21 protein-coding genes are annotated in these 19,905 nt (G+C 38.3%); 7 read left to right on the top strand and 14 right to left on the bottom strand.

The features are described 5' to 3' along the window. Positions 1 to 3 precede the first annotated feature (3 nt). Entirely contained in the window at positions 4 to 846 is an 843-nt protein-coding gene (locus KQ486_RS11495; RefSeq protein WP_144162689.1) for an ABC transporter permease, read from the bottom strand. Further along, a complete protein-coding gene (locus KQ486_RS11490; RefSeq protein WP_144162687.1) occupies positions 839 to 2,041 on the bottom strand; it encodes a quaternary amine ABC transporter ATP-binding protein in 1,203 nt (400 codons plus the stop codon). Before KQ486_RS11490 ends, KQ486_RS11495 begins: the two co-directional genes overlap by 8 nt. Positions 2,042 to 2,326: 285 nt before the next feature. On the opposite strand from KQ486_RS11490, the gene KQ486_RS11485 reads away from it, so the two are divergent. The 4 genes from KQ486_RS11485 (at position 2,327) to KQ486_RS11470 (ending at position 4,471) form a co-directional block, all read left to right on the top strand. Then, entirely contained in the window at positions 2,327 to 2,824 is a 498-nt protein-coding gene (locus KQ486_RS11485; protein WP_246569306.1) for a GbsR/MarR family transcriptional regulator, read from the top strand. 257 nt (positions 2,825 to 3,081) lie between these two features. Further along, a complete protein-coding gene (locus KQ486_RS11480; RefSeq protein WP_144162685.1) occupies positions 3,082 to 3,603 on the top strand; it encodes an HTH-type transcriptional regulator Hpr in 522 nt (173 codons plus the stop codon). Positions 3,604 to 3,715: 112 nt separating this feature from the next. Next, on the top strand, positions 3,716 to 4,255 hold the full coding sequence (locus tag KQ486_RS11475; protein WP_144162683.1) for a DUF3267 domain-containing protein: 540 nt from the start codon (positions 3,716 to 3,718) through the stop codon (positions 4,253 to 4,255). Positions 4,256 to 4,288: 33 nt separating this feature from the next. Then, entirely contained in the window at positions 4,289 to 4,471 is a 183-nt protein-coding gene (locus tag KQ486_RS11470; RefSeq protein WP_144162681.1) for a hypothetical protein, read from the top strand. A 185-nt stretch (positions 4,472 to 4,656) separates the two neighbouring features. Here KQ486_RS11470 and KQ486_RS11465 read toward each other — a convergent pair whose 3' ends face one another. Beyond that, the gene (locus KQ486_RS11465) at positions 4,657 to 4,749 is read right to left on the bottom strand and encodes a YjcZ family sporulation protein (protein WP_144088324.1); all 93 of its coding nucleotides are present in this window, start codon (positions 4,747 to 4,749) and stop codon (positions 4,657 to 4,659) included. A 199-nt stretch (positions 4,750 to 4,948) separates the two neighbouring features. Here KQ486_RS11465 and KQ486_RS11460 point away from each other — a divergent pair, with 199 nt between their 5' ends. After that, positions 4,949 to 5,914, top strand: coding sequence for a peptidylprolyl isomerase (locus KQ486_RS11460; RefSeq protein ID WP_246569310.1), 966 nt, complete (start codon positions 4,949 to 4,951; stop codon positions 5,912 to 5,914). Positions 5,915 to 5,947: 33 nt separating this feature from the next. Here the strand turns inward: KQ486_RS11460 and KQ486_RS11455 are convergent, their stop codons facing one another. From KQ486_RS11455 to KQ486_RS11425, 7 genes are all read right to left on the bottom strand, one after another. Continuing rightward, positions 5,948 to 7,168 carry a DUF4129 domain-containing protein gene (locus KQ486_RS11455; RefSeq protein ID WP_216687702.1) on the bottom strand — a complete coding sequence of 407 codons (1,221 nt, stop codon included), beginning with the start codon at positions 7,166 to 7,168 and terminating at the stop codon, positions 5,948 to 5,950. Continuing rightward, the gene (locus KQ486_RS11450; protein WP_216687701.1) at positions 7,165 to 8,376 is read right to left on the bottom strand and encodes a DUF58 domain-containing protein; all 1,212 of its coding nucleotides are present in this window, start codon (positions 8,374 to 8,376) and stop codon (positions 7,165 to 7,167) included. Before KQ486_RS11450 ends, KQ486_RS11455 begins: the two co-directional genes overlap by 4 nt. Continuing rightward, positions 8,373 to 9,323: an AAA family ATPase gene (locus tag KQ486_RS11445; RefSeq protein WP_216687700.1), complete on the bottom strand. Its 951-nt coding sequence runs from the start codon at positions 9,321 to 9,323 to the stop codon at positions 8,373 to 8,375. Before KQ486_RS11445 ends, KQ486_RS11450 begins: the two co-directional genes overlap by 4 nt. 177 nt (positions 9,324 to 9,500) lie before the next feature. Beyond that, positions 9,501 to 10,448 (bottom strand): 3'-5' exoribonuclease YhaM, encoded by a 948-nt coding sequence (gene yhaM, locus KQ486_RS11440; RefSeq protein ID WP_216687699.1) that lies wholly within the window; start codon positions 10,446 to 10,448, stop codon positions 9,501 to 9,503. Positions 10,449 to 10,473: 25 nt separating this feature from the next. Continuing rightward, positions 10,474 to 11,031, bottom strand: a complete 558-nt coding sequence (locus KQ486_RS11435) for a GbsR/MarR family transcriptional regulator (RefSeq protein ID WP_144162669.1) — start codon at positions 11,029 to 11,031, stop codon at positions 10,474 to 10,476. Positions 11,032 to 11,062: 31 nt separating this feature from the next. Then, the gene (locus tag KQ486_RS11430; RefSeq protein WP_216687698.1) at positions 11,063 to 14,050 is read right to left on the bottom strand and encodes an AAA family ATPase; all 2,988 of its coding nucleotides are present in this window, start codon (positions 14,048 to 14,050) and stop codon (positions 11,063 to 11,065) included. Continuing rightward, on the bottom strand, positions 14,050 to 15,285 hold the full coding sequence (locus KQ486_RS11425) for a metallophosphoesterase family protein (RefSeq protein WP_216687697.1): 1,236 nt from the start codon (positions 15,283 to 15,285) through the stop codon (positions 14,050 to 14,052). The genes KQ486_RS11430 and KQ486_RS11425 overlap by 1 nt, the downstream gene beginning before the upstream one ends. 154 nt (positions 15,286 to 15,439) lie before the next feature. On the opposite strand from KQ486_RS11425, the gene KQ486_RS11420 reads away from it, so the two are divergent. Further along, complete coding sequence (locus tag KQ486_RS11420; RefSeq protein WP_144162663.1) at positions 15,440 to 15,625, top strand: YhzD family protein; 186 nt, start codon at positions 15,440 to 15,442, stop codon at positions 15,623 to 15,625. A gap of 70 nt (positions 15,626 to 15,695) precedes the next feature. Here the strand turns inward: KQ486_RS11420 and KQ486_RS11415 are convergent, their stop codons facing one another. Together KQ486_RS11415 and KQ486_RS11410 are read right to left on the bottom strand one after the other, a co-directional pair. Next, on the bottom strand, positions 15,696 to 16,055 hold the full coding sequence (locus tag KQ486_RS11415) for a YlbF/YmcA family competence regulator (RefSeq protein ID WP_144162661.1): 360 nt from the start codon (positions 16,053 to 16,055) through the stop codon (positions 15,696 to 15,698). A gap of 80 nt (positions 16,056 to 16,135) precedes the next feature. After that, positions 16,136 to 17,272, bottom strand: coding sequence for a DUF445 domain-containing protein (locus KQ486_RS11410; protein ID WP_144162659.1), 1,137 nt, complete (start codon positions 17,270 to 17,272; stop codon positions 16,136 to 16,138). A gap of 200 nt (positions 17,273 to 17,472) precedes the next feature. Here KQ486_RS11410 and KQ486_RS11405 point away from each other — a divergent pair, with 200 nt between their 5' ends. Beyond that, positions 17,473 to 17,829, top strand: a complete 357-nt coding sequence (locus KQ486_RS11405) for a hypothetical protein (protein ID WP_216687718.1) — start codon at positions 17,473 to 17,475, stop codon at positions 17,827 to 17,829. Between the two features lie 57 nt (positions 17,830 to 17,886). On the opposite strand, the gene KQ486_RS11400 is transcribed toward KQ486_RS11405, so the two are convergent. Next, a complete protein-coding gene (locus KQ486_RS11400; protein ID WP_216687696.1) occupies positions 17,887 to 18,096 on the bottom strand; it encodes an alpha/beta-type small acid-soluble spore protein in 210 nt (69 codons plus the stop codon). 82 nt (positions 18,097 to 18,178) lie between these two features. Further along, a complete protein-coding gene (fumC, locus tag KQ486_RS11395; protein ID WP_144162654.1) occupies positions 18,179 to 19,570 on the bottom strand; it encodes a class II fumarate hydratase in 1,392 nt (463 codons plus the stop codon). Positions 19,571 to 19,905 lie beyond the last annotated feature (335 nt).

Here is a 19,905-nt window from a genome sequence, read left to right as displayed (position 1 = left end):
TATTTATTGATTCGATTTATTAAAGTTTTGAGTCAAACGGTCAATAATGATCGCTAAGATAACAATCGCAAAGCCGGCTACGAAACCAGCACCTGCTTCCGCACGTTGAAGTGCAGACAACACGTCTCTTCCTAGTCCGGATGCACCGATCATTGATGCAATAACAACCATTGATAATGACAACATAATTGTTTGGTTGACTCCTGCCATAATCGTTGGCTTTGCCATCGGCAGTTCTACTTTAAATAACTTTTGTTGACCGGTTGCACCAAAAGCATCTGATGCCTCAACCAACTCTGTAGATACTTGACGAATCCCAAGGTTGGTAAAACGGACAACTGGTGGTGTCGCAAAAATAAAGGACGCAAATACACCAGGAACCATACCGATTCCAAAGAATGCTACTGCTGGAATCAAATAAACGAATGCAGGCATCGTCTGCATAAAGTCTAAGATTGGCCGGATAATGCTTTCAGCCGTATTACTCTTAGACATTAGTATACCCACTGGGATACCAATCACAACTGCCAACAAACTGGAGTATAGCACTAATGTGAATGTATACATTAGTTCGCTCCACAGTTCTTGGTTTTCAATAAACAGTAATCCAATAATTGAAAATACTGCCAAACCTAACTTCTTGCCACTCATAAAGAATGCCAGTACAGCAACTAAAAGGATAACAATTACTGGCGGAATCATAGATAGATATTCTGCTGATATATCCAATAACCATCCAAAATTATCTTTGACTGGATCGAAAAAGAATTCAAATGTATTGGTAACCCATTTAACAGCGTCATCTACCCATGAAGCTATTGGAAGACTTGGAATAAAATCAAGCATTGTCTTCCACCCCATTTCCATTCACATTTGCCAAGGCGGCGATTAACGTTCCCTTAATAATGATTCCACGTAATTTCCCTTCTTCTGTAACTGCGACAGGTACAGGGGAATCATGGATAACATCAAAGATCTCTTGAATCGGTGTTTCTTTTTCCACCGTCGGCATATCATCTCGAATGATTTCTTTTAAACTTGTGATTTGATTATTTCTTGCTTCCAATACATCATTCGCATTGACATACCCTTTTAACTGTCGGGTTCGGTCAATGACGTAAATGCTAGAAAGTCCCTGTTCACGCATTCTTTCTAATGCAACGCGAGGGCCATGTTTGTCAAAATCGACCGTTTCTGGACGGAGCATAATATTTTCAGCCGTCAATACTTTCGAACGATCTACATCTTCAACGAATTTTTCTACATAATCATTTGCTGGATTCATCAGGATTTCTTCCGGTGTTCCGATTTGAACGATGGAACCATCCTTCATCAATGCAATTCGGTCACCAATACGCAATGCTTCATCTAAATCGTGAGTGATGAAGATAATTGTTTTCTGCATTTTTTCTTGCAGATCCATTAGCTCATCTTGCATATCTTTACGAATCAATGGATCTAGTGCAGAAAACGCTTCGTCCATGAGCAAGATCTCTGGATCATTCGCTAAAGCTCTGGCTAGTCCTACACGTTGTTGCATACCACCGGACAGCTGGCTTGGGTATTGATGTATGAAGCTTCCAAGTCCAACGAGCTCAAGTGCTTCTGTTGCTTTCTTTTCACGTTCCTCTTTATCCATCCCTTGAACTTCCATTCCGAATACTGTGTTTTCAAGTACGGTACGGAACGGGAATAGTCCAAACTTCTGGAAAACCATACTCATTTTTTCACGACGCACACGACGTAGTTCCTCTTTATTCATTGTTGATAGATTATCGTCATGAACATAAACATCTCCGGCAGTTGGATTGATCAACCGGTTCAATAAACGAACGAGTGTTGATTTACCACTTCCTGAGAGTCCCATAATAACAAATACTTCTCCAGCTTCTACCTGGAATTTCGCACGGTTTACACCAACCGTACAGCCTGTTTTCTTTAAAATTTCATCTTTGGAAAGGCCTTCATCCAATAAGGATAAAGCTTCTTTTGATCTCTTCCCAAAAATTTTCGACAAATTATCTACTTCAATTACAGGCAATTCTCTCACCTCTCTTATTCTATTAAATGTACTACTAATGGACTAATTTGTAACCGAACTGTAATACGACACTCTTTATACTATAGAGGTTAGTGTGTGAAAGTTCAATGTCTAAAAACAGTCGTATCAGTCCATTATTTCTGTACAGTTTAAACTGTACGAACTTATCAAAGGTAATACTTCTAAATACTTCATATAACGTCGTTTTTCTCTCAACTTTGAGGTTTTCATTTTTTGTAATTGTTTAGTATGGTGAATATGAGCAGAGCCAGGGGGTCATTATCTATGACAATGGAAAACTATACTGAACAGCTTACAGATATTCATAATGAAGTTATCTCGGAATTCTCCAAAACATTGGAGATGTTTGCTTTAAACCCATCAGAGTCACAGTTATTTGTAACTCTTTACTTAAGTAATCGTCCAATGAACTTAGACGAGATGAAAGAAGCTTTAGGTAAAAGCAAAACAGCAATGAGCAACGCAACTCGGACATTGCTTGATTATAATTTAATTGAAAGAGTCTGGAGAAAAGGAGAACGAAAAGATTTATATAAAGCGAAAGAAGATCTTTATCATAAATTTATGAAAACATACGTACGCAGATGGCTTGATGCGATTGAACAACAAAAGAACAATCTGAATTTTATCGAAAATAAACTACGAGGTTTAAGTAACTCTGAGGAGCGTGTGTTTATTGAAGAAAAAATCCATGAGGCCATTTTATTCCACAAATCACTTGAAGAGGTATTTGAACAATTGAATCATCACGAGATTGAATGACTATTCTATAGCGACTAGGATGGTCTTTTTTTTATATGTAATTCTTATTCATCTTGCATAAAGTTTATTTCACAGTCTTCATAATAACAATACCCGGTTATTTCTTTTGATAAACCTCATTTATTCATCTGTCCTTATACAACGCCTAAATAAGTATGTTATTATAATGAAAGAAGTTTTCATTAATCAGATCCAAGAATTTTATCCCAACTTTCCTGTTTTCACCTTTCATTTTTAAATTCGAAGGAGTAGTCAACGTGAAAAATGAATCTTATTCCTTACAAGAATCTTTGATTTACGCGCATAAGATGGCTCAATTGACGAAAGCAATCTGGAAGCGTATTGAAAAAGATTGGCAAGACTGGATCAAGCCATTTAATTTGAACCTCAATGAACATCATATTTTACTGATCGCTTACCATTTGGATGGCGTCTCGATTTCCGAAGTATCAAAACTAGGTATGATGCATGTTTCAACTGCATTTAATTTCTCTAAAAAGTTAGAAGCAAGAGGGTTGGTCAGTCTGTCCAAGCGGGTAAATGATAAAAGAAGCACATACGTAGAATTGACTGATGAAGGTCGAGAGCTCTTCATCGAAACAATGCAAGCAATGGATCCTGATAAAAATTCCATTGTTTATGCCTCTTTGTCTCTTCAATCAGAAGGTGGACAGTTCCCTGAATTCGAAGAGCTGGAAACGATTGTTGAAGAGCTATATGGTGCGGATTACATCGATATTTTAAATCGTTCGTTATCAGGGATAAAAAGAAAATATTGATTTTAAGAAAATAGGCTTGAATTTTCTTTCTATAGGGCGTATTATTCGAGAGGAATATGCATAGAGCATATAAAGGAATCTATCACTCTTTCTCTCGAATGGGGGTTTTAACATGACTTGCTGGAAAACAGTTAATGTCACGAAAGAAATCGGTCAAAATAGGTTACTTCTTCTATCAATCTTAACAGCAATTTCAGCCTTTATCGTTTTATATATGCCGTTTTCGATTGTATTTCAACACGTTCAATTAATTGAACCTCCTTTTGCGACTGTAGTTATCAGTTTATTTTTGTTGCCAATCATGCATAAGTTAATGCATGTGGCTCCTATATTATTTACGAATAAAACAATCCATCTCAAATGGAAAATAAAATATAAAATTATTGTTTCATTGAAAGCACAAATGGAATCAACGTTATCAAAGAGAACATCAATTCTATCAATTATTGCACCAACTTTGATTATTACACTACCTTTAATTATACTTGCTTATTATATTCCAGCTTATCATCCAATCCTATTGTTCATGGCAGCCATTCATATCGGCATGTCTTTACACGATTGGTTGACGCTATTTTCAATACTTCGGGCTCCAAAAAAATCAGTTATTGAAAAATCACAAAATGAGTTTGATATACTGGTGCGAGATTAAATTGTTTAGACCGAAGTTGGGAGGTACAAGAAAATGATTTATTTTTACATTGGATTCGCTGTATTTATCTTCTACTCATTCAATTCATTGACGCATAAGTTTTGTACCAAATCAGAAATGTCAGCAGAAAAAAGCAGTAAAGTATACCGGACAATTAATGTCTCGATGCTAATTCTATTATTCTCTTCGTATTATGAAGTTTTTCACTTATACTAAAATCAAATTCAAAAGACGAGTCGGCGAACGACTCGTCTTTTTTATTGGCAAATTTTATGGTGAACGTTTGATATACGTATACGCGGTTGCTTTCGATCGGATAGCATATTGATTAAGATCGTACGGTCGATATGTAAAACTGATCTTGGAACGTATCCAAGATCAGTCACTTTTCACGTTATCCCTTAGAACCAAGCGGCACCAACAATAATTAGTAAAATAAACAATACGACGATCAACGCAAAGCCACCGCCGTAGTATCCTCCTTTGCCTGACATAAATTCACCTCCTTGGTTGCTTAACTACTCTATACTATGTAAATGACCAAATGAGTGATTAGGCAATTAACGGAATTTAGCTCATGTTCAGAAAAAGATTTTTATGGTATATTTATCTTTGTGATTAGGTATGATTTTGTTGTTTATTGACAATCATAAACGACCTAAGAATCAATACATACAGGGAGTGTTAATCGTGATGAAAAAAATAGTTCAAGGACTGGCAATCGGTGGATTTGCGATTGTTTTGACAGCCTGCCAGTCAGATGACTCTGAAACGGTGGTCGAAACAGAATATGGATCTATTTCGAAAGAAGAATTCCATGCTGAGTTGGAAGAAAAATACGGAGAAGAAACCCTACAAAGCATGACGAAGAAACTTGTACTGGAAGGTCAATTTGATATCGACCAAGAAGAATTCGAACAGGAAGTTGAGCAATTTAAAACTCAACTGGGACCTCAGTTCACTAAGTTCATTAATCAACAGGGGTATCGAAACGAAGAAGAATTCCGTACAGCACTTTATATTAGTAAGTTGGAATTCGAAGCAGCGACTGCTGACATTGAAATTACCGATGAAGAAATCGAAACACATTATGAACGTATGCAAGAAGAACGTAAAGCGAGACATATTTTAGTCGATGAAAAAGAAACAGCTGAAGAAATCATCAAAAAATATAAAGATGGTGCATCGTTTGAAGAGTTAGCGAAGGAATATTCGAAAGATGGTTCTGCAGCGAACGGTGGAGATTTAGGGTATACAACAGCTGGTGAAATGGTCAAGCCTTTCGAAGATGCTATGTATGGACTGGAAACAAATGAAATCAGTGAACCGGTTGAATCTCAGTTCGGTTGGCACGTAATCCTTGTAGAAGATGTTCGTGAATCAGAAACAGAAGTTCAGCCATTTGATGAAATGAAAGATCAATTACGCGAGCAACTTTTGGCAAGCAAGGTCGATTCTCAAAGTTATACTTCCAAGGTACAAGAAGCTTTGGATAACGGAAATATTGACATCTCTGATGATGACTATGAAGGTTTATTTGGGTCCAACAAATCAGGTGAATCTGAATCAACAGATGATGAGGGCGATTCATCCAATGAAGATAACGGAAAGCAAGATTCTGAAGAAGCGAAAGACGATTCGGAGTCCGATAATGAATAAAGAGCAAAAAACTGACTTAGAGAGTACATTTCTCTAAGTCAGTTTTTGTTTCAGTGTATTCTTTAAATCGGTTAACTGGTCATTGTAATGACGCGTCTGGTCTTCCGTCACACTTTGTTCTCCATAACGCACTTTCTGATACAAATGAACAACATCTTTATAGCGGTTTGGATCCAATTGCAGACGTTGCAACCACTGTTCCACAGTCTCATCATAATATCTGCCTAACTGATGTTTCGCCGCCCATCGCTCGAGTTCAAAAAAAGCTTTTCTGATTTCGCTTTTAGGTGCTTTCTTTTTTCGCTTCTCTTTTAACTCACTGAAGCGGTATGGTAACTTCTCGGTTTCAATATTTGTTTTGTCTTTATCATTTATTTTGGTCTTTCTTCGAATGAACCGATTTCGATTCCGATAATAGAATGCAACGGCGATGATTAAGGATAAACCAATGATGATATACATAATTGTTTCGGCACTGATTGTTTCCGTTTGATCCCGGACTTGTTCCAAAACATTTTGATCCTCTTGTGAAACATCTTCTTCTTTACCACTAGGCGTTACGTCTACATTCATTTCTTGTCGATTAAACCAATCAAATAACGGAGATGCACCGAGACCAATTTGGTATGTGAGCCAACTAAAAAGCGAATAAAAAGTTCTGATAATGAAAGGCGTTAACCAAAATAAGCCCAAGGTGACTACTAAAATGCCGCTTGGAATCCCTACTACATAGCTTAGTTTCGCTGTCCATCCAGAATGATCATCTTCTCCTACGTTCATAATTCTAATTAACATTTTTCCACCCATCACAATTAAAAATTTCATGAGAATAAAATATAGACCGAAAGGAGCATCTGGATTCTCAAGAAAGGCCGCTGGCAAATAAAGAAAAAATCCAAGCAGCACACTGGTGATCAACATTCCTTTTTCTTGATCTGTATCCGGCTTGAAGTAATAAAGCGCCAATCGCCACGTGAGAAAACTTGCAATGATCACTGCATGAAACAGTAATAAGCCCAGCCAGGCATTAACAATGAACGAAATTACAACGAGTAAAGCAAAGTGAAATAACGTTAGTTGTCCGTTCAGCATTCGGTGTAACATAAAATATATTATAGAAAAAATGACAACTGATCCGACTAACTGTGACACATTTATTTCCCTGCCGACGTCGACATTTAAATAATAAATGACCATCATGATCAAACAGGCATCAACCAAAAAACGGTAACCAATGGTAATGTACGTATTCATTTGGCCACCCCCTGATGGCTCTTAACTGGTTCAAGCCAAACGGATTGAAACCTTTCATGCATCACAAAGACTGAAGTACCTGTTTTCTCCATTTCTTGATAGCTAGATAAATGACCTTGCTCATAAACACCTACATGGAATACATAAGGATGAAAATGGGCAATTGATTTTCCGTATGCTAGACAACTATCAAAAGAGGCGGTGAGCCCTTGTGTATTCACGCGAGCCAACACTTCCAAGGATTGGACATAATGATCCCTTCCTACTCCATTAGGCACATGATAAATCGGTATGTTGCCTCGCTTAGGCACATTAATCAATAGCTCGTATGGTATATCTTTCATCGTGGCGTGTCGACAAAGGTATGCAACCGAACTGATCAAACCTTCAATCTGTTCCGTGAAGGTAGGACTATCCTCACTTCGTACATTCAATAAAATCAACCAAGAACGCTGATTGACTCGTTCGACGACTTTCGTTTGGAACACTTGCTTCTTCGCTGTTGATTTCCAATGAATACGATTCAGCGGATCCTCTGGTGCATAATCCCGTGTTCCATAACTAGTAACTGGGTCTTCATAGATAGAAAAGTTCGTTTGATACTCCCCCATTTTTTGATGCTTGTTTCGTTGATTCATATGAACCTCTTTTACTTCTGGATACACAAGAATCTCTGTTTTGACTAATTCTTTTAAGTTCAGCGTAATTTTTCCGTACCCGAAAAGAGAGGGGATTTCAATACGTAGTGACCGAACTCTCGCTACTCCTCGCTTTGCCGCCGTAAAAGGAATATAAATCTTCTTCGTCTCTCTCCCAAATAAGTTTAAACGTTTTTCAACTGTCGAAGTATTCATAGATTCATACATTGGTTTCTGGTCCATCTGTATATTTTGATCATAAGTCATCATTAGCCGGGCGCCGAACATAGGTAACCACCCGTCTTGACGCAAGTGGATTTCTAATTGTCCAGTTTCACCCGGATACAGCCGGATTAATTGTCGTATATTAATGAGTTTTAATTTGCGATCAATGTATTTTTCATAAAGATGATTCACCAAGTAAATAATATAGAAAAAAATACCGACAAGCATTAACGAAGAATAAATGCCAAAAATACCGAAAAAGCTAAAAAAGATAAAAAAGGAACCAATAATTACGAACCCATAAAAAAATCGGTCGCTTTTACGATCTTTCTGAAATTGTTTCATCGTTCGATGCTATGCTCAACGGGTACGTTTACCTGTTGCAACACCTCTCCCATAATCTCTTGTTGATTATGTTTTGTCGCTCCTTCCAATGTCAACACCATTCGATGAGACAATACAAGTGGTGCCATCTTCTTCACATCATTTGGTGTAACATAGGAGCGATTCCGCATCGCAGCTTCGGCTTGCACACTTTTCATTAAGGCAATTGTTCCTCTTGGACTGGCACCTACCTCAATATAAGGATGTTCCCGGGTTGATCTGACGATATCCAATATATAATCTTCAACCGCTTCAGAGATATGTACTTGACGAACTTCCTCGCTGACCTTTTTCAAATTTTCTTTTGTGCATATTGGACTCGGTGTTGGTCTCTCAGTCTCCTTCCGATGAGCTTGCATGATTCGACGTTCTTCCTCAGCTTGAGGATAAGACATTTCCAATTTCATAAAGAAACGATCCAACTGGGCTTCCGGCAGATCAAATGTTCCTTGCTGCGATTCAATTGGATTCTGCGTCGCCAACACGATAAACGGTGGTTCAATTTTTACAGTTTCCCGGTCGATTGTGACCTGCTTCTCTTCCATGACCTCTAGCAAACTTGATTGCGTTCGCGGTGTTGCACGATTGATTTCGTCAGCAAGCAAAACGTTTGTGACAACAGGTCCGACGCGCAGTTCAAATTGCTGATCTTTTGGATTGAAAAAATGAATGCCTGTGACATCTGACGGAAGCACATCCGGTGTAAACTGAATACGGTTAAAATCGCCATCTATGGTTCTTGCAATACTCTTTGCTAACGTTGTCTTGCCGGTTCCAGGTACACTTTCAAGGAGTATATGCCCTTCATTGATCAATGCATTTAATATCAATTCCACTGTATTTTCATTTCCTATAATAACTTTTCCTATCTCATCTTTAATGTCTTTTACAAATTGGTGTATTTCCATTAAATCTCCTCCATTCATTATGTTCGTAATTTTCCAAATTCATTCATTAAAGAAAAAGACTCGTCGATTGACGAGCCTTCAGGCGAAGTCAAAAACATTTCATCACTATTTACAAAGCGCTTCGTTAAGATTAATTACGGTTGTAGGCTGAAAAAAGTTTCATCTTTTAAAATTTGATTAGTTCTCTTCAAAAGTCGGTCGGTAAAACGAACGGTTTTCAAGCGGAAAAATTTTAGGCGTAAACTCCCCTGGTTTCGTTTTATCCAGTGCGCGATTCATCATATTCATTTTCGCATCAATCAAGTCAATCATATGAAGTATTTCAGCTTCGCGAATCAGCGGCGGTTTAGGCGAGCCCCATTCTGATTTCCCATGATGACTTAACACCATGTGCTGCAGCATTAATACTTCTTCCCCTTCAATTCCTAATTCGCTAGCCGTCGCGGTAATTTCATCAACCATGATTGTAATATGCCCCAATAATTTTCCTTCAAGCGTATAGGAGGGTGAAATGGGGTTCGATAACTCCTTGACTTTCCCAATGTCATGTAAAATAATCCCTGCATACAATAAGTCAATATTAATCTCTGGATACAGCTGTTTTAATTGCTTAGCTACTTTTAACATCGAAACGATGTGATGGGCTAAACCTGAAGTGTATTCATGGTGATTTTTCGTTGCTGCCGGAAACACGAATAATTGGTCTTGATATTTTTTGACAATCTGGCGGACAATACGCTGTATATTCGGGTTACTCATCTCAAAAATGATTTGCGTGATGTAAGACTTTAGTTCATCGATCTCAACAGGAGCTTTTTCAAGAAAGTCTTCTAGACGAACTTGATCTGTTTCATTCGTCAAGCGGATTTGACGAATATTTAACTGTGATTTTCCGCGAAACTGACGAATCTCGCCATGCAGATGAACGATTGATTCAGGAATATACATTTGCTCATCATCTTTGGTGATATCCCATAACTTTGCATCCATTTCACCTGACTGATCTCTAAAGATAATCGTCAAGAAAGGCTTTCCGTTTGAAGTAATCCCTCGGTCTACCGTCTTAATCAGTAGATAACCTTCAAAGAGTTCCCCAACATCAAATTCAACAATACCTCGTTTCACCCCGTTATCCCCCTTTTTGTTTCACTTACTTTTTCGGTTTTCTAGGCACATAATCAAAGATTTCACCGGTTTCCACGACACGGACAAAGCGAATGAGCCACTCATAGTATTCATACGAGTACTCCAGTTTTTGAATATCTGATTGTATCGTTTCTTTTAATGCTGGGTCCGTCGTTTCCTCTTGGAGCTTTTCCAATTGCCGCATCGCTTCTTCTGCTTCTTCGAGATTATTTTCCGTTTGTCTGCGCCACTTTGTAGTGAATAATGATGTAAAAGATTTATACCAATCTTTTTCAGTCTGATAGAGGTCTTTGCGGATGCCCTTTCGAAAAGTCGGTGTGACCATTTTCATATCCGCTAATGCTTTCACACCCGTTGACATACTTGTCTTACTCATTAATAGCGCATCTCTCATTTGATCAAGCGTCATCGGCTCTTCAGCAAAATACAAAGTTCCATACAATCGTCCGACAGACGGCGTAATTCCGTATAAATTCATGTTTTTAGCAATAACTTGGATATATCGTTCAATGAGCTCTTCATAATCTTTCCAATCTTGATTGTTTTGTCGATCATCTGTCAACGTACACCCTCCCGACCTTCACTTATAAACCTTATGTGAATAGTTCCACACGTCCATTCTGACTTTGTTCTTGATCCGTCAAGTCAATACGGTTAGCTTCATACTTAGCATCCGTATCATTCGTTTCACATGTGAAGTAAATGATTTGATGCTCCAATGATTGCTTTTGTAGAAGAGAGAACATATGCTGCTTCCTTTGTTGGTCAAAGTTGACGAAAGCATCATCCAATAAGAAAGGTAAAGACGTTGCTGCGTGTAGCGCTTTACTCAATGCCAGCCGCAAAGCAATATATAACTGATCTGCCGTGCCTTCTGATAATTGACCTACTTCATACCATTCACCATTTTGATCACAAACATTTATGGTTTCTGACTCTGATGAAAATTGTACTTCAGCATATTTATTCCCGGTAAGCTTAGAGAAATTCTTGCTCGTATCTTTCATGATTCCCGGAAAATAAACATTTTGATAACGATCTTTTGTTTCTTTCAAATAACTGTGGGCCAAGCGATAGGTAGCCCACTCTTTGGATTGTCTTCTTATTTCTTCCTCAAGCATAGACTTTTGATGGATTAATTCTGATAGCTCTCCATCTTCTTCTAATTGTTTGATTTGTGCTGTCAATTCAGCTCGCTGATTTAATAACTCGTTGATTGTATCACGGATTTCATCCAAACGCATGGATTGAAATCGTAATTCTTCTTCAATTTTATCCCATGCATGGTCTGTTCGTAAAATCTTATCCGTCTGTTCCGAAAATGTTTGATAAACAAATTCATATGCTTCTTCTTTTTTTTGCAACTTATCGATGTATTCTTGATAGCGAGTGACGTTCTGAATGAATGTAGCCTCGTCTGTTGCATTGGTCTGTTCTAATAAATTCTTCCATTCTTCCTCGTGTGGTTCAAATCGCGCATGCAAATCTTTCAGTTCCTGTTGTAGATCTGCGAGATCGTGATCGATTCGTAGAAGGGCTTTTTCATTATCTTTTTCACGTGTAAGATGTGTTTGTATCTGAGCCCATATTGAACGCTCATCTGTTTTTAAGTCATAGAGATCAAGAATGGATTGAGCAACTTTATGATTTTCCTCTAATTGAGCTTCTTGTTTTCGTTTCTTTTCTTCCTGTTTCTTTATAGACTCTGCTAATTCTTTTGCTTGGGTGATGGTTTGGTAAAGGCTCGGCCAAAAAGAACTATTTGTTGCAGATAAAAATGGGAAACGATTTATTTCCTCATCTCGTTTTTTCTCCATTTGCTTCATTCGATGGTCTAAATAATCTTGTTCGATTACGGATTCTTTATGATTATTCTTTGCATATTCAAGCTTCGTCTCTAATTGGTTTGCTTTTTTAGCGAGCTCGTCTTGTTCAATGAGTGTAAGTTCAATATTTTTCAATTGCTCAGGATCGGTTTGAATCAACATTTCACTTTGATCTTCTTGTAGTTGTGCTATTTTTTTAGTTATTTTCTTCGATTGGTTGAAGCCGACAAAAGCACCCACTAAGCCAATACTAAAAAGTACAGCAACAATAAACCAGTCACTGTTATTGCCTTCAAATAATAAAGCTAGAAAGAGAACGATCAAAAGTCCAGTCACTACTGGTATGCCCCATGTCATTTTCTTAAACATTTGCTTGCTGGCATTCAATTCGTTTGCTTGCTTGCTTTTTTCTTCTTGAAGCTGTTTTCTCCACTCACCCGCAGATTGGTCTGCTTTCAGTGCATCACGTTGCTGTTCCAATTCAATTTTTTCGTCATGCGGTAACTGTTTTTCCGTGACATCATTCAACAATCCTTCTAGTTCCGCTACTTCTTCTTCATAGGTCCGCTTCTTTACCTGTAAATCCGCTGACTTCTCGGATAATTCTTCTTGTTCTTTGGCTATGTTTTTCCATGTTTCCCCGGTATATTGATTACTATCTATATGAATGACATCACTCGGTCCAAAAGATAATCCTGCTTGATTCATCAGACGATTGAATTGCTCGTATTCCTTTCGCATGCTTTCGTTAAGCTCTTCCAACGTGTGTTCAAGTTGCTTTGATTCCCCAACCAACTTCTCGATTGAATCGAATGGCAGTGGGTAATTGGCTTGTTTCATTTGCTTTTGAAGCGATTCTTTTTCCAACTGCAATCGTTCAATACGAGCCAAATGCATATTCTTCTGTTCTTTAAACTTTAATTCTTCCGACTTATAATCATCATATCTGCTTTTCGCATCAGGTGGAAAATTCTCTACCCATTGTTCATATTTCAAGTCGTCCGATAATCGTTGATGATTTAAAATTTGTGTTTTAATCGAATGTAGTTTTTCATGGTGGCGTATTGATTCTTGTAAGGACTTTTGCTCCTGTTCATAGGTTGAAAGCTCCTCTTCTGTTCGTCGCAACGTTTCTTTGAGCGATTGATGAGCCTCTTCATCCGCCTTTACTTCATCAATTTTCTTGAGGAGTTCCTTTAACTCGTTGATTTTAACATTCAGTAAAGGTTTTCGACCTGTTTTCTTAAACAGTTCGCCCGCCTTTTTTTCTAAGCTGTTTTCCAAAGTGACAATTCGGTCTGATCCTGTTAATCCTAAATTAAACAGCACCTTACCTACTTCATCCGCTTTTTTCTGTCGGATTGCCTGTAAATCACGAGCTTGGAAGGAAAAGATAGACGCAAATAAGTTATTATCCATTCCTTTATAAAAATGGTTCTTTTCGTCCTCCGTCACACGCTCGCCATTCCGATAAAGAACAGCTTGACCTCGGTGACGATGCAAGAATCGTTCGACAATCCACGCTTCTCCATCACGGACAAGATGGATTCTTCCTCCAAGCTGTCCGTCCAACTTGGAGATGAACCGTTCTCGAACATCTTTATCAAGTCCAAATAATATATACGTTACAAACGTACGAATCGATGTTTTTCCTGATTCATTCGGTCCACAAATTATATTCAACCCTTCGTTAAGGTGAATAACTTTTCGGTTCCATTTCCCAAAAGAAACGATTTCCAACTTGTTCATTTGCATTAGGATTCACCATCTTTAATAAGTTCTTTTACAATCATTTGCTCTGCCTCTTTTTTCATTGTTTCTAGAGATTCTTTCGTAAAGGGCTCTACATGTTTTTTGACGACACGATTGTTCGCTAAAATATCTAAATGACGGATTGGATCTTCATCGTCGTCAATCGCTTGTAACACTTCTCCGATAAACTGATTGGAAGCTTTCATTTCGTCACGATCGTAAGTCCAATCAACGGACCAATAAATCGCTTGGATCCATATCCAATCCTTTTCTGTATCTTCTTGTTCATTCAATAATTCAAGTAATTCATCGACTTGTTGTTGTTCTACCGTAGATGCAAATGTTTCAGGTAAATGTAAATGTAGTCGAATAATATACTTGTGAGATGAGTTTCTCCAACTTTCTTTAATCCGAAAAAGCTCTTCCGTTAGCTCTTCTAAGTTGTTTGCTTGAGAATCTTCAATTATTCGTTGTTCGAAAATGATTTCCTGTAATGCGTGGAATTCCACTTCTGTCCGGTGTGGACTCATTTCAACTACATAACAACCTTTCTCACCCGGTTCATTAATATGACGGCCTTGGATATTGCCTGGATAGATTATATACGGGTTTTCTGAAAGGATCTCTCGCTTATGGATATGGCCGAGCGCCCAATAATCAGCTTGATGTTTTTCAAAGTCTTCTAATTGAAAAGGTGCATAAACATCGTGATCTGTATTGGATTGAATACTGCCGTGTAACGTTCCGATTTGATAAACATCTGGACGGTCGAAGTTAAATTCACGAATCATCTTCTTTTTGACTGCTCGTTTTTCATAGCTGAAACCGTAAATTTGCGCGACTTCTTCTCCATTCTTATTAAATGGAAAACGTTGAATCTCTTCTGACTGAAAAACATATGTATTATCCGGAAATGTCAGATCAACCTTTTCGCCTATACCAAAATCATGATTTCCATAACTAATATAAGCATAAATTCCATGTTCCTTCAGCTTCTCAAGTCCTCTTTTCAATGTTATGACAGATTTAATGGAAGTCGATTGCTGATCAAATAAATCGCCGACAAACAAAACAAAATCGACCTTTTCTTCTATAGCTAACTCAATTAATCGGTTGTATGCCAATAAAGTACTTTCTTTGACGTCTTTAAAAATGGGTTCAGGCAGATTCTGCATACCTACATATGGACTGTCTAGATGCAAATCCGCTGCATGAATAAAACGAATGGTTGGTTTCATCAGATAACCTCCTCATTTTCTTGTTTCCATTTTACCAGAAAAATTACACGAATGCACGTTCGGTAAATTGGTGAATAAGTATTCACTATTTACAAAATGATCAAAAATCCATATAGTTAAAAGTAAATGGGTATACAAGTGGAGGGAAAAGTACATGCAAACATACTATTTAACCGTTTACGCTCAAACAGGTGAAGCATTATTGAATGAATCCTTTGAAGCAGAAAATGATGAAGCGGCCACGAATATGGGGAAAGAAAAGTTAAACGAAAACGGACATGCAGATATTACCCATCGTCTCGTATCGCCGGATGGCCGTCTTTTGCTATTTCATCGTTAATGATACACAATGTCATTAATAATAAAAAAAGACCTCAAACGCTTAATGGCCGCTTGGGGTCTTTTTCCGTTTACTGAACGTCATTGTTGCCTGTTCCGTAAAGCTCTTCTAATGGTTTTGTGATAATTTGGCTAATGTCAGAAATAACCGTATTTAACCGTTGCTCTTCTTCCATTAACTTATTAATGTCTTCGTTTTGCTGAACAAGTTCAACTACTTGTCTCGCTTTTTCAACTTCTTCCTCGGAAATGTCTTCACCTTGCATTTGTTTTTGTTGCAAGTTCAATTGTGTTTCACGGAAATTATCAAACATTTGCTTAGCGGATGGATCGCCCATTACTTTCTCATAAGCTTCTTTTAATGTTTGAAATTCTTGGCTATCTCGCAAGCCTTTTTCTAAGTCATAAGCTAAATCATAAATATTTGCCACAATGATTCCTCCTCAATTTTCATGCCTTTTGACTCTTTTAACTGTAACAAAAAACATCTTCTGTGTATAGGAATAGTCCATCAACCAATGATCGACACGAGAATCGCTTGAAAGAAACCGATTGCGCCTCCTAATAATGCGCCGAGATACGTAATCATTTTTAGTTCTCGCTTTGTGATTTCGATTAACATACCCTCCAGCTGCTTGATTTCAAAATTCTTCACTTCATTTTCAACGAGACCTGCTAAATTGAGATGCTTCATCATACGTGGTAGCCGTGTCGCTAAAAGGTCGATCGTTTGCTTTGCGATTTGAGGGATAACAGTCTTTTCAATACGTTCTTTATAGGGATACAACATGTCGGAAAGCGGACGATTAATCTGCTTATTTACATTGAAGACTTGGACGAGCTTTTGTGCGAATTGCTTTTCGTCGATTTCAGGAAAGACTTTTTCCCGAATCGTTTCAAGTTCATATTTTTTGATACTTTCCCATTCATTCACCAATAAGCGGTCCGTTGTTTCTTTGAGTTCTTCGGATTGCAGGGCTTGAAGAATGGAAGGTAACAATTTCTCACTTATTCGTTTTTCGCCTAAATATTGAATGACCATTCTTCCTAAGAATCCTTTTTCACGTAAAAAACGATCGGCAAAAAGAGAAAGTTGGTGCTTACCCTCTGTACTTTGTATATATCGTTCAACTTTTTCCAGTAATTGCACGCGGATCTGTGGGATGAATTGAAGTGCCTGCTCATTCATTTCATCGCTAATATACTGATCGATTGGATTACTTTTATGCTTCTCATAAAAGTCTTTCAGTCGTTTCTCAAGAGCCTGCTCGATCGTTTCTTCAATTCGCTTTTCAGTTAAAAGAACTCCTGTTTTATCGATGAGCTGATGTAAAGTTAATTTTTGTTCATTCAAATCATACCAATTTCGTAACAAGAATCTTTCCAATTGCTCTTGGTACATCGGCTCCCTTAATTTCGATTGAATGGATGCCGTTGTCACCAAATAATTGGTCACTAATCGTCCGAGTTGATTAGCTAGTTCATCCTGACGCTTTGGAATTAAACCTGGTGTGAAAGGAATTCTCCATTTTCCAAAATATTTTGCGTCATACGGACGGAATAGCATGCGAATCGCCAATAAATTTGTTACGCCACCAATTAAGGCACCAATGGAAATCATGGTGAGACATAAGATCAAGAAATTCATGATTGAAGACTCCTTATCGAACTTGTGTTTTTGCGCTAGAGAATTTTATATAAAAATCATTGCTTTATTAAGACACTTCTTCTTTATCATACATTCCCTTTTGGTACCTGTTTAAGCACAAACTACAAACTCTTTTCCAGTAAGCTTACGGTATGTTCTGACCGTTTCGTCAAAAGATAATATATGAGGAGGGATTGTTCATGTCAAAAAAACAAAGAAAAGAGCATCCAATACGAAAAGCTCAAGATTTAAATTTAGACGGTGTTACTGAAGCCGAAGAAAGTGAAGATGGAATCACCGCTAGCGATATACCCGATGAAGTGCCAGCGTATAATCAAGAGATTGCTGCAGACAACTCTTCTGATGCCAATCAATATACGCTTGATTTGGAAAATGAGGGCCGTAATGCTTATGACCTCGACATCGACCGAATGATCAATGAAGGAATGGCCGGTGGTTATATTCGAGGGGAACGGAATCAAATCACAGAGGCCCATCCAATTCTTGAAAATGACGCACCCTTTCCGACTCCTGGAGAAGAAAATGAATCTGAATAAGTAATATGTATAAATGAAGAGGGTCATGGTATTCATGACCCTCTTTTGTTTGTGTGGTTATTGAGATCCTCCACCTAGTTGCTGTTCAGCCATTTGAACTAGGCGTTTTGTGATTTCACCACCAACAGAACCGTTGGAACGTGAAGTGGAGTCTGGACCAAGCTGCACACCAAACTCTTGGGCAATTTCTACCTTCATTTGGTCTAAAGCTTGGGCAACACCAGGTACAACCAATTGATTTGAATTACTTCCTTGGTTAGAAGCCATTATCATTCACCTCCTGTGTATCTCTAGTTTCTTCAGGAGGTGAAAATAATATGAGTAAAATTAAACGGTAAATATTGTTAGCTTATTTCACGTTAGGCTTCGTCATTTCTTCTGGCTTAACAAGGCGTTCAAAATCTTCTTCAGAAAGAATGCCAGTCTCAACGGCAGATTCTTTTAAAGTCAATCCTTTTTCATGTGCGTTCTTCGCAATCTTTGCGGCATTTTCGTAACCGATATGTGGATTCAATGCGGTAACTAGCATCAATGAATCATTCAAGAACTGCTCGATTTTTTCGTGATCAGGTTCAAGACCTGCTAAACAACGTTCATCGAATGAGATCATACTATCAGCAAGAAGCTGACAAGATTGCAAGAAGTTATAAGCAATCACCGGCTTGTACACATTCAATTCAAAATTCCCTTGACTTGCAGCAACACCGATTGCCGTGTCATTCCCCATCACTTGAACGGTTACCATTGTTAGCGCTTCAGCCTGAGTTGGGTTGACTTTTCCTGGCATGATGGAACTTCCTGGCTCATTTGCTGGGATTGTAATTTCACCGATACCAGAACGTGGCCCACTTGCTAGCCAGCGGACGTCATTGGCAATTTTCATTAAGTCAGCTGCAAGACCTTTTAATGCGCCGTGTGTATGAACTAATTCATCATGGCTTGTCAATGCATGGAATTTGTTTTTCGCTGAAACGAATTGACCATTTGTTTCTTCATTGATTTTTTGAGCAACGACATCCGCAAAATCAGCATGCGCGTTAATTCCTGTGCCTACCGCTGTACCACCAAGTGCAATTTCACGAACATATTTTAACGAATCAACGATCATGGATTCCGTTTTTTCAAGCATGCGGAACCAACCACTGATTTCCTGACCAAGCGTGATTGGTGTCGCATCCTGCAGGTGAGTACGTCCAATTTTCACGAGGTCCATATATTCGTCCGACTTTTGCTTCGTCGTTTGTTTAATTTGCTGTAGGGCAGGCAAAACATGCTCTTCGACTTTTTTAACCGCAGCAATGTGCAAAGCCGTTGGATACGTATCATTCGAGCTTTGTGACTTGTTGACATCGTCATTCGGATGCAGTCGGACTTCTTTTCCTTGCTCTTCAAGCCACTCATTTCCAACATACGCAATGACTTCGTTTACGTTCATATTTGACTGAGTTCCACTACCCGTTTGCCAAACAACTAATGGAAAGTGCTCAGTTAACTCTCCGCTTAAAATTCGATCTGCAGCATGTGCGATCGCATCCGCTTTGACGGAATCAAGCAATCCGAGTTGTTCATTTGCTCGAGCTGCACTTTTTTTCAAAATCGCAAAGCCGTTGATAATCTCAACAGGCATTTTTTCATCTCCGATAGGAAAATTTTGAAAACTACGTTGTGTTTGTGCTCCCCAATACTTATCACTTGGAACCTTCATTTCCCCGATTGTATCTCGTTCAATACGATAATCCATTCAAGTATCCTCCTCATTAATCTGCAATTTTTTCTTTCCCATATCTTATTATAATGCGAATTGAAATTTTTTTAAATGAATTGTGACAGAATAGATGATAATTCGAGAAATAACCTTCTTCACATAGGTATTCCTACGAACCTTATGTAGCTGTCGGGCGGTTTCACGCGTTTGTCGAGCGGTTCCACGCGTTTGTTGAGCGGTTGTCAGCGTTTATCGAGCGGTTGGCCGTGTTTGTCGAGCGGCTCGGCGCGTTTATCGAGCGGTTCCACGCGTTTGTCGGTAAGCGTAAAGATAACCACACCTATAATTCCACATCTCACTCCTCCATACTA

The sequence above is a fragment of the Allobacillus halotolerans genome (assembly GCF_018967645.1).
In the GTDB taxonomy this organism is placed as follows: domain Bacteria; phylum Bacillota; class Bacilli; order Bacillales; family Alkalibacillaceae; genus Allobacillus; species Allobacillus halotolerans.
The sequence above is the reverse complement of the archived record's forward strand: the minus strand, read 5'-3'. Positions and strand labels throughout refer to the sequence as shown.

Excerpts from the sequence above, each read along its gene's own strand:
- KQ486_RS11495 (WP_144162689.1), bottom strand. The coding sequence starts at position 846 with ATGCTTGATTTTATTCCAAGTCTTCCAATAGCTTCATGGGTAGATGAC.
- KQ486_RS11485 (WP_246569306.1), top strand. The coding sequence starts at position 2,327 with ATGACAATGGAAAACTATACTGAACAGCTTACAGATATTCATAATGAA.
- KQ486_RS11475 (WP_144162683.1), top strand. The coding sequence starts at position 3,716 with ATGACTTGCTGGAAAACAGTTAATGTCACGAAAGAAATCGGTCAAAAT.
- KQ486_RS11470 (WP_144162681.1), top strand. The coding sequence starts at position 4,289 with ATGATTTATTTTTACATTGGATTCGCTGTATTTATCTTCTACTCATTC.
- KQ486_RS11465 (WP_144088324.1), bottom strand. The coding sequence starts at position 4,749 with ATGTCAGGCAAAGGAGGATACTACGGCGGTGGCTTTGCGTTGATCGTC.
- KQ486_RS11460 (WP_246569310.1), top strand. The coding sequence starts at position 4,949 with ATGAAAAAAATAGTTCAAGGACTGGCAATCGGTGGATTTGCGATTGTT.
- KQ486_RS11455 (WP_216687702.1), bottom strand. The coding sequence starts at position 7,168 with ATGAATACGTACATTACCATTGGTTACCGTTTTTTGGTTGATGCCTGT.
- KQ486_RS11450 (WP_216687701.1), bottom strand. The coding sequence starts at position 8,376 with ATGAAACAATTTCAGAAAGATCGTAAAAGCGACCGATTTTTTTATGGG.
- KQ486_RS11445 (WP_216687700.1), bottom strand. The coding sequence starts at position 9,323 with ATGGAAATACACCAATTTGTAAAAGACATTAAAGATGAGATAGGAAAA.
- KQ486_RS11430 (WP_216687698.1), bottom strand. The coding sequence starts at position 14,050 with ATGCAAATGAACAAGTTGGAAATCGTTTCTTTTGGGAAATGGAACCGA.
- KQ486_RS11425 (WP_216687697.1), bottom strand. The coding sequence starts at position 15,285 with ATGAAACCAACCATTCGTTTTATTCATGCAGCGGATTTGCATCTAGAC.
- KQ486_RS11420 (WP_144162663.1), top strand. The coding sequence starts at position 15,440 with ATGCAAACATACTATTTAACCGTTTACGCTCAAACAGGTGAAGCATTA.
- KQ486_RS11410 (WP_144162659.1), bottom strand. The coding sequence starts at position 17,272 with ATGAATTTCTTGATCTTATGTCTCACCATGATTTCCATTGGTGCCTTA.
- KQ486_RS11405 (WP_216687718.1), top strand. The coding sequence starts at position 17,473 with ATGTCAAAAAAACAAAGAAAAGAGCATCCAATACGAAAAGCTCAAGAT.
- KQ486_RS11400 (WP_216687696.1), bottom strand. The coding sequence starts at position 18,096 with ATGGCTTCTAACCAAGGAAGTAATTCAAATCAATTGGTTGTACCTGGT.
- fumC (WP_144162654.1), bottom strand. The coding sequence starts at position 19,570 with ATGGATTATCGTATTGAACGAGATACAATCGGGGAAATGAAGGTTCCA.